This is a genomic window from Streptomyces sp. NPDC004629, from assembly GCF_042873595.1.
Taxonomy (GTDB): domain Bacteria; phylum Actinomycetota; class Actinomycetes; order Streptomycetales; family Streptomycetaceae; genus Streptomyces.
Map to the genome: position 1 here is coordinate 293,403 of NZ_JBIALO010000001.1, position 6,654 is coordinate 300,056.

The 6,654-nt window shown below is 71.7% G+C and carries 7 protein-coding genes; 2 read left to right on the forward strand and 5 right to left on the reverse strand.

Features of this window, described 5'->3' with window-relative positions:
* Positions 1 to 60: 60 nt before the first annotated feature.
* Complete coding sequence (locus ACFYTE_RS01365) at positions 61 to 1,833, reverse strand: acetyl/propionyl/methylcrotonyl-CoA carboxylase subunit alpha (RefSeq protein WP_388703251.1); 1,773 nt, start codon at positions 1,831 to 1,833, stop codon at positions 61 to 63.
* A 386-nt stretch (positions 1,834 to 2,219) separates the two neighbouring features.
* Here ACFYTE_RS01365 and ACFYTE_RS01370 point away from each other — a divergent pair, with 386 nt between their 5' ends.
* Positions 2,220 to 2,807, forward strand: coding sequence for a hypothetical protein (locus ACFYTE_RS01370; RefSeq protein ID WP_388704014.1), 588 nt, complete (start codon positions 2,220 to 2,222; stop codon positions 2,805 to 2,807).
* On the opposite strand, the gene ACFYTE_RS01375 is transcribed toward ACFYTE_RS01370, so the two are convergent.
* The 4 genes from ACFYTE_RS01375 to ACFYTE_RS01390 all read right to left on the reverse strand — a co-directional run bounded on the left by ACFYTE_RS01375 (position 2,779) and on the right by ACFYTE_RS01390 (position 5,611).
* Positions 2,779 to 3,396, reverse strand: coding sequence for a Maf family protein (locus ACFYTE_RS01375; protein ID WP_388703253.1), 618 nt, complete (start codon positions 3,394 to 3,396; stop codon positions 2,779 to 2,781). The two genes, ACFYTE_RS01370 and ACFYTE_RS01375, sit on opposite strands and share 29 nt — an antisense overlap.
* A 91-nt stretch (positions 3,397 to 3,487) precedes the next feature.
* Positions 3,488 to 3,616: a morphogenic membrane protein MmpB gene (gene mmpB / locus ACFYTE_RS01380; protein ID WP_388703255.1), complete on the reverse strand. Its 129-nt coding sequence runs from the start codon at positions 3,614 to 3,616 to the stop codon at positions 3,488 to 3,490.
* Positions 3,617 to 3,791: 175 nt separating this feature from the next.
* On the reverse strand, positions 3,792 to 4,001 hold the full coding sequence (locus tag ACFYTE_RS01385; RefSeq protein ID WP_388703257.1) for an acyl-CoA carboxylase epsilon subunit: 210 nt from the start codon (positions 3,999 to 4,001) through the stop codon (positions 3,792 to 3,794).
* A gap of 17 nt (positions 4,002 to 4,018) precedes the next feature.
* The gene (locus ACFYTE_RS01390) at positions 4,019 to 5,611 is read right to left on the reverse strand and encodes an acyl-CoA carboxylase subunit beta (RefSeq protein WP_388703259.1); all 1,593 of its coding nucleotides are present in this window, start codon (positions 5,609 to 5,611) and stop codon (positions 4,019 to 4,021) included.
* A gap of 112 nt (positions 5,612 to 5,723) precedes the next feature.
* Here ACFYTE_RS01390 and ACFYTE_RS01395 point away from each other — a divergent pair, with 112 nt between their 5' ends.
* Positions 5,724 to 6,590 (forward strand): biotin--[acetyl-CoA-carboxylase] ligase, encoded by an 867-nt coding sequence (locus ACFYTE_RS01395; protein ID WP_388703262.1) that lies wholly within the window; start codon positions 5,724 to 5,726, stop codon positions 6,588 to 6,590.
* The last annotated feature ends 64 nt before the right edge of the window (positions 6,591 to 6,654 follow it).

A 6,654-nucleotide genomic window follows, 5' to 3' on the forward strand; every position in this document is an offset into this window, starting at 1 on the left:
ACCGCGCAGCACCCCACGGCATACATGGTGGCCCGTGGGGGCGTGCGTGCGGTTCGGCCGTCAGTCCTTGATCTCGCAGATCAGCGCGCCGGAGGTGAGAGACGCGCCGACCTCCGCGCTCAGGCCCTTGATGGTGCCCGTCTTGTGGGCGTTCAGCGGCTGCTCCATCTTCATGGCTTCGAGAACCACCACCAGGTCGCCCTCCTTGACCTCCTGGCCCTCCTCGACCGCGACCTTCACGATCGTGCCCTGCATCGGGGAGGCGAGGCTGTCGCCGGAGGCCACCGGCCCGGACTTCTTGGCCGCCCGGCGCTTCGGCTTGGCGCCCGCCGCCAGACCCGTACGGGCCAGGCTCATGCCGAGCGAGGCGGGCAGCGACACCTCCAGGCGCTTGCCGCCGACCTCGACGACGACGGTCTCGCGGCCCCCGTCCTCCTCCGCCTCGGTGTCGGCGGGCGTCGCGAAGGGCTTGATCTCGTTGACGAACTCGGTCTCGATCCACCGGGTGTGGACCGTGAACGGGTCCGCGTCGCCGGTCAGCTCGGGCGCGAACGCCGGGTCCCTGACCACCGCGCGGTGGAACGGGATCGCCGTCGCCATGCCCTCCACCTGGAACTCGTCCAGCGCGCGGGCGGCCCGCTCCAGCGCCTCCCTGCGGGTGCGGCCGGTGACGATCAGCTTGGCGAGCAGCGAGTCCCAGGCGGGGCCGATGACCGAGCCCGTCTCGACACCCGCGTCCAGGCGGATGCCGGGGCCGGCAGGCGGGTCGAAGAGGGTGACCGTGCCGGGCGCGGGCAGGAAGCCCCGGCCCGGGTCCTCGCCGTTGATGCGGAACTCGAAGGAGTGGCCGCGCAGCTCCGGGTCGCCGTAGCCCAGTTCCTCGCCGTCGGCGATGCGGAACATCTCCCGCACCAGGTCGATGCCGGCGACCTCCTCGGTGACCGGGTGCTCGACCTGGAGGCGGGTGTTGACCTCCAGGAAGGAGATCGTGCCGTCCACGCCGACCAGGAACTCCACGGTGCCCGCGCCGACATAGCCGGCCTCCTTGAGGATGGCCTTGGAGGCCCGGTACAGCTCGGCGACCTGCGTGTCCGACAGGAACGGTGCGGGGGCCTCCTCCACCAGCTTCTGGTGCCGGCGCTGCAACGAGCAGTCACGCGTCGAGACGACGACCACGTTGCCGTGCTGGTCGGCCAGGCACTGCGTCTCCACGTGCCGCGGCTTGTCCAGATAGCGCTCGACGAAGCACTCGCCGCGGCCGAAGGCGGCGACCGCCTCGCGCACCGCGGATTCGTACAGCTCGGGCACCTCGTCCAGGGTCCGGGCGACCTTCAGGCCACGCCCGCCGCCGCCGAAGGCGGCCTTGATCGCGATCGGCAGGCCGTGCTCCTCGGCGAAGGCGACGACCTCGTCGGCGCCGTTCACCGGATCGGGCGTGCCGGCCACCAGCGGGGCGCCCGCGCGCTGCGCGATGTGCCGGGCCGCCACCTTGTCGCCCAGGTCGCGGATGGCCTGCGGCGGCGGGCCGATCCAGATCAGGCCCGCGTCCAGCACCGCCTGGGCGAACTCGGCGTTCTCGGAGAGGAAGCCGTAACCGGGGTGGACGGCGTCCGCGCCGGACTCGCGCGCCGCGTTCAGGACCTTCTCGATGTCCAGGTAGCTGCCGGCCGGGGTGTCACCGCCCAGGGCGAACGCCTCATCCGCGGCGCGGACATGCAGAGCGTCCCGGTCCGGGTCCGCGTAGACGGCCACGCTCGCGATCCCCGCGTCCCGGCAGGCCCGGGCCACACGGACAGCGATTTCGCCACGGTTGGCGATGAGCACCTTGCGCACGATTGAGGCTCCCTCCTTGAAACAAGCCGAGTTTAGGGACTGCCGACACGGCACTTCGACCCGTCCCCACTGGTGAGCTTGCCCACACGGAGCGTGATACGAGGCCCGCTCGACCCGCGAAAGTCCTTGTCGCACCGTGGTACGCAGGACTCCACCGGAAAACCCTAGTCCTGTCATGTGGTCAAGGTCTCTGTGAGAGCGTGCTGCGGCGCACTTCGTTTCTTTGTGGAGTCCCTACGAATGGCCCAACGGATTACTGGCGGCGGCAGAACCCTTGTCCCCTGGTTTACCCGTTAGTAGCGTTCGCGGTGCCCCGAACGTACTTCGGGTAACGGCAGATGTGCTCGGGCGGGTCGAAAGTGGGTGGGCCGGTGGTGCGCAGACCGGTGGCATGGGCGGTGGCGGTCGTCCTCTTCTGCGAGGCGCTGTTCGTCGCCGCGCTGAACTGGTTCCTGGGGGTGGTCGTCGACCGTCAGGACATGTCCCTGGCCGGCCTCGACCCGGGCACCATGGCGATGTCCTCGAAGATCGGCGGAGTGGTCTTCGGCCTCTACTTCGCGCTGTGCGGCCTGGTCGCCCTGCTCGTCGCGCTCCGCAACCGGGCCCCGTCCGGCCTCGGCCGCGCCCTGCTGATCAGCGTCGCCGTGGTGCACGGGCTGCTGGGGGCCTTCGCCTGGGGACCGGTGGGCTGGAGCGCGTTCCTGCTCATGGTCGTCGTGCTCGCGCTGGTCGTCCTGCTCCTGATGACGTACGACGCCCAGCCCGGCACGGCCCCGTCGGCGGGCGGGGCCCCGCCGGGTGCCGGCGGGGCCCCGGAAGCCGCGGACGGTCCGGAGGACGGCGCTGAGGAGCCGGGTGCCGGTTCCGGCGGGTCCGGCACCCGGCGGCCCCGCGGAAAGGCGGTGGATCCGCAGGACGACGTACCCGCGATGGCCGCGCCGGGCGTCACTCCGCCGGTGTCCACAACTCCGTGATGCCGACGCCCAGTTCGGCCAGCAGCTTGCGCACCAGAGGCAGGCTGATGCCGATCACGTTGCCGTGGTCGCCGTCGATCCCCTCGATGAACGGGGCCGAGCGGCCGTCGAGGGTGAACGCACCGGCGACGTAGAGGGGTTCGCCCGAGGCGACGTACGCGGCGATCTCGTCGTCCGTCGGCTCGCCGAACCGCACCACGGTGGAGGCGATCGCCGACACGTACCGCTTGCTCGTCGTGTCCCAGACGCAGTGCCCCGTCTGCAGGATCCCGGCCCGCCTGCGCATCGACTTCCAGCGGGCGGTGGCCTCCTCGGCGTCCGCGGGCTTGCCCAGCGCCCGCCCGTCCAGCTCCAGCACCGAGTCGCAGCCGATCACCAGCGCGCCCTGCGCCTCCGGCCGGGCCGCCACCACGGAGGCCTTCGCCTCGGCCAGGGCGAGCGCCAGCTCGGCGGGGGTGGGCGCGGTGACCGCGTCCTCGTCGACGCCGCTGACGATCACCTCGGGGTCCAGCCCGGCCTGCCTGAGCAGCCCGAGCCGGGCGGGGGACTGGGAGGCGAGCACGAGCCGGCGGCGCGGATGGTCTGTCATGCGGTCAGCGTAACGGCGGGTTCGCTCCGCTTGGGTTCGGCCGGCTCATCTCAGTCCGGCCACGGGTTCGCTCCGCTTGGGTTCGGCCGGCTCATCTCAGTCCGGCCACGATCATCGCGAGCACCATGCCCAGCGCCATGAGGAGGCCGAGCCGCCGCAACATGGCCTGCGCCTCGCGCAGTTCCTTGGGCGGCTCGTTCTCGGGGTCCGACCACAGCATGCCACTAGCGTGGGGCTGGAGCGGGGTGGGGGGCCTGAGTACGGGTACTCAAGTTGGCGGGCGGTGTCTGTGGTGCCGTGCGCGGTTCCCCTGAAGGGGCGCGGGGAACTGCGTGAGCGGCCACGATGGTGCCGCAGACGACCGACGGCACATCGCGGCATTCCCAGCGGAGCGCCTAGCTGGGCCAGTAGGTGCGGGGCCAGGTGGCTGGGCCTGGGTGGGGGACGTGGGTGGTGGTGATGCGGGCCGGGTCGGACCACGCGTCCCTGGGGGCCCCCGCGCCGGGCGCCGCGGCGGCCGCCGCCGCGGCGCGGACGCGGACCACCGCCAGTGCGGCGGCCAGCTCCTCCGGGGTCGGATTGCCCCGTACGACCTTGATGTTCATGCCGGCTCCCGACGGGTCTAGAGGGGGATGTTGCCGTGCTTCTTCGGAGGCAGGGATTCGCGCTTCGTCCGCAGCTGACGCAGCCCGCGCACGATGTGGCGGCGGGTGTCGGACGGCAGGACCACCGCGTCGACGTAGCCGCGCTCGGCCGCGACGTACGGGTTGAGCAGGGTGTCCTCGTACTGCTGGATGAGCCGCTCCCGGGTCGCCTCGGCGTCCTCCGCCTCGGCGATGGTGCGACGGTGCAGGATGTTGACGGCGCCCTGCGCGCCCATGACCGCGATCTGGGCGGTGGGCCAGGCCAGGTTGAGGTCGGCGCCGAGGTGCTTGGAGCCCATGACGTCGTAGGCCCCGCCGAACGCCTTGCGGGTGATCACCGTGATCAGCGGAACCGTCGCCTCCGCATACGCGAAGATCAGCTTGGCGCCGCGCCGGATGATGCCGGTGTGCTCCTGGTCCACGCCGGGAAGGAAGCCCGGCACGTCGACGAAGGTGATGACCGGCACGTTGAAGGCGTCGCAGGTGCGCACGAACCGCGCGGCCTTCTCACTGGCGTCGATGTCGAGACAGCCGGCGAACTGCATCGGCTGGTTGGCGACGATCCCGACCGGGCGCCCCTCCACCCGGCCGAACCCGGTGAGGATGTTCGGCGCGAACAGCGGCTGGGTCTCGAAGAACTCGCCGTCGTCCAGGATGTGCTCGATCACCGTGTGCATGTCGTACGGCTGGTTCGCGCTGTCCGGCACCAGCGTGTCCAGCTCGCGGTCCTCGTCCGTGACGGAGAGGTCCGCCTCCTCCGGGTAGGCCGGCGGCTCGCTGAGGTTGTTGGAGGGCAGGTACGACAGGAGCTGCTTGACGTACTCGATCGCGTCCTTCTCTTCCCCGGCCATGTGATGGGCGACACCGGAGGCGGTGTTGTGGGTGCGGGCACCGCCCAGCTCCTCGAAGCCGACGTCCTCACCGGTGACGGTCTTGATGACGTCCGGGCCGGTGATGAACATGTGCGAGGTCTGGTCGACCATGATCGTGAAGTCGGTGATCGCGGGCGAGTAGACGGCCCCGCCCGCGCACGGGCCGACGACCAGGCTGATCTGCGGGATCACACCCGAGGCGTGCGTGTTGCGGCGGAAGATCTCGCCGTACGCGCCGAGCGAGGCGACGCCCTCCTGGATCCGCGCGCCCCCGGAGTCGTTGATCCCGATGACCGGGCAGCCGGTCTTCAGGGCGAAGTCCATCACCTTGACGATCTTCTGCCCGTAGACCTCGCCCAGCGCGCCGCCGAAGACGGTGAAGTCCTGCGAGAACACGGCGACGGGCCGGCCGTCCACCCTTCCGTACCCGGTGACCACGCCGTCCCCGTACGGCCGGTTCTGTTCGAGGCCGAAGTTCGTGGACCGGTGCCGGGCGAACTCGTCCAACTCGACGAACGACCCCTCGTCGAGCAGCAGCACGACCCGCTCGCGAGCCGTCAGCTTTCCCTTGGCGTGCTGCTTCTCCACGGCACGTGCGGAGCCGGCGTGCGTCGCCTCCTGGATACGGCGCCGGAGATCCGCCAGCTTCCCGGCGGTCGTATGGATGTCGATCTCGTGACGCTCTTCCGGCTCGGACATCGGGATGCGGCTCCCTGCCTGCTCAAAAAAGGGGGGACGGTTGCTGATCCGCAGCGTACTGGCGGCCCTATCGGTCGGCAGTGCGGTGTTCACCACACCTAGGGTGGCTTGCATGACGCCGCGAGATCCAGCAGACGCGAACGACGACCGGTGGTCCGACCTGGACCGCCCGCCCCTCAACGGCACGGCGCTGCGGCGCGGGCTGGTGCGTGAGGGTGGCCTGTGGAGCGAGGTGGAGGTGGTGCGGCGCACCGGCTCCACCAACAACGACCTGGTGGCCCGGGCCGCGGCGGGCGACGTGGCGGAGGGCGTGGTGCTCGTCGCGGAGGAGCAGACGCAGGGGCGGGGCCGGCTGGACCGCCGCTGGACGGCGCCGGCCCGCTCCGGGCTGTTCTTCTCGGTGCTGCTGCGCCCCGCCGAGGTGCCGGTGTCCCGCTGGGGCTGGCTGCCGCTGCTCACGGGCGTCGCGGTGGCCACCGGGCTGGCCCGGGCCGCGGGCGTCGACACGGCGTTGAAGTGGCCCAACGACCTGCTGGTGACCGTGGGAGGCGAGGAGCGCAAGGCCGGCGGCATCCTCGCGGAGCGGGCCGGGGACGACGGCGTGGTCGTGGGCGTCGGCGTCAACGTCACCCTGCGCGCCGCGGAACTCCCGGTGCCGCAGGCCGGGTCGCTGGCGCTGGCCGGCGCCGTGAGCACGGACCGCGACCCGCTGCTGCGGGCGATGCTGCGTGCGCTGGAGGACTGGTACAGCCGCTGGCGCTCGGCCGGCGGCGATCCCTCCGTCAGCGGCCTGCAGGAGACCTACGCGGCGGGCTGCGCGACCCTGGGCCGCACCGTGCGGGCGGAGCTGCCGGGCGACCGGGCCGTCGTGGGCGAGGCCGTGGCGGTGGACGGCGACGGCCGCCTGGTGATCGCCACACCGGAGGGCATCCAGGAGCCGGTGGCCGCAGCCGACATCATCCACCTACGCCCCACCTGACCCCCCGCCGCCCCCAGCGGGGAACGACGCGACCGGCCACGACGTACCTGCGGGTGTGTACGGC

Bases quoted from the DNA above. Each gene is read 5' to 3' on its own strand.
- ACFYTE_RS01375 (WP_388703253.1), bottom strand. From the start codon at position 3,396: ATGACAGACCATCCGCGCCGCCGGCTCGTGCTCGCCTCCCAGTCCCCC.
- mmpB (WP_388703255.1), bottom strand. From the start codon at position 3,616: ATGCTGTGGTCGGACCCCGAGAACGAGCCGCCCAAGGAACTGCGCGAG.
- ACFYTE_RS01385 (WP_388703257.1), bottom strand. From the start codon at position 4,001: ATGAACATCAAGGTCGTACGGGGCAATCCGACCCCGGAGGAGCTGGCC.
- ACFYTE_RS01390 (WP_388703259.1), bottom strand. From the start codon at position 5,611: ATGTCCGAGCCGGAAGAGCGTCACGAGATCGACATCCATACGACCGCC.
- ACFYTE_RS01395 (WP_388703262.1), top strand. From the start codon at position 5,724: ATGACGCCGCGAGATCCAGCAGACGCGAACGACGACCGGTGGTCCGAC.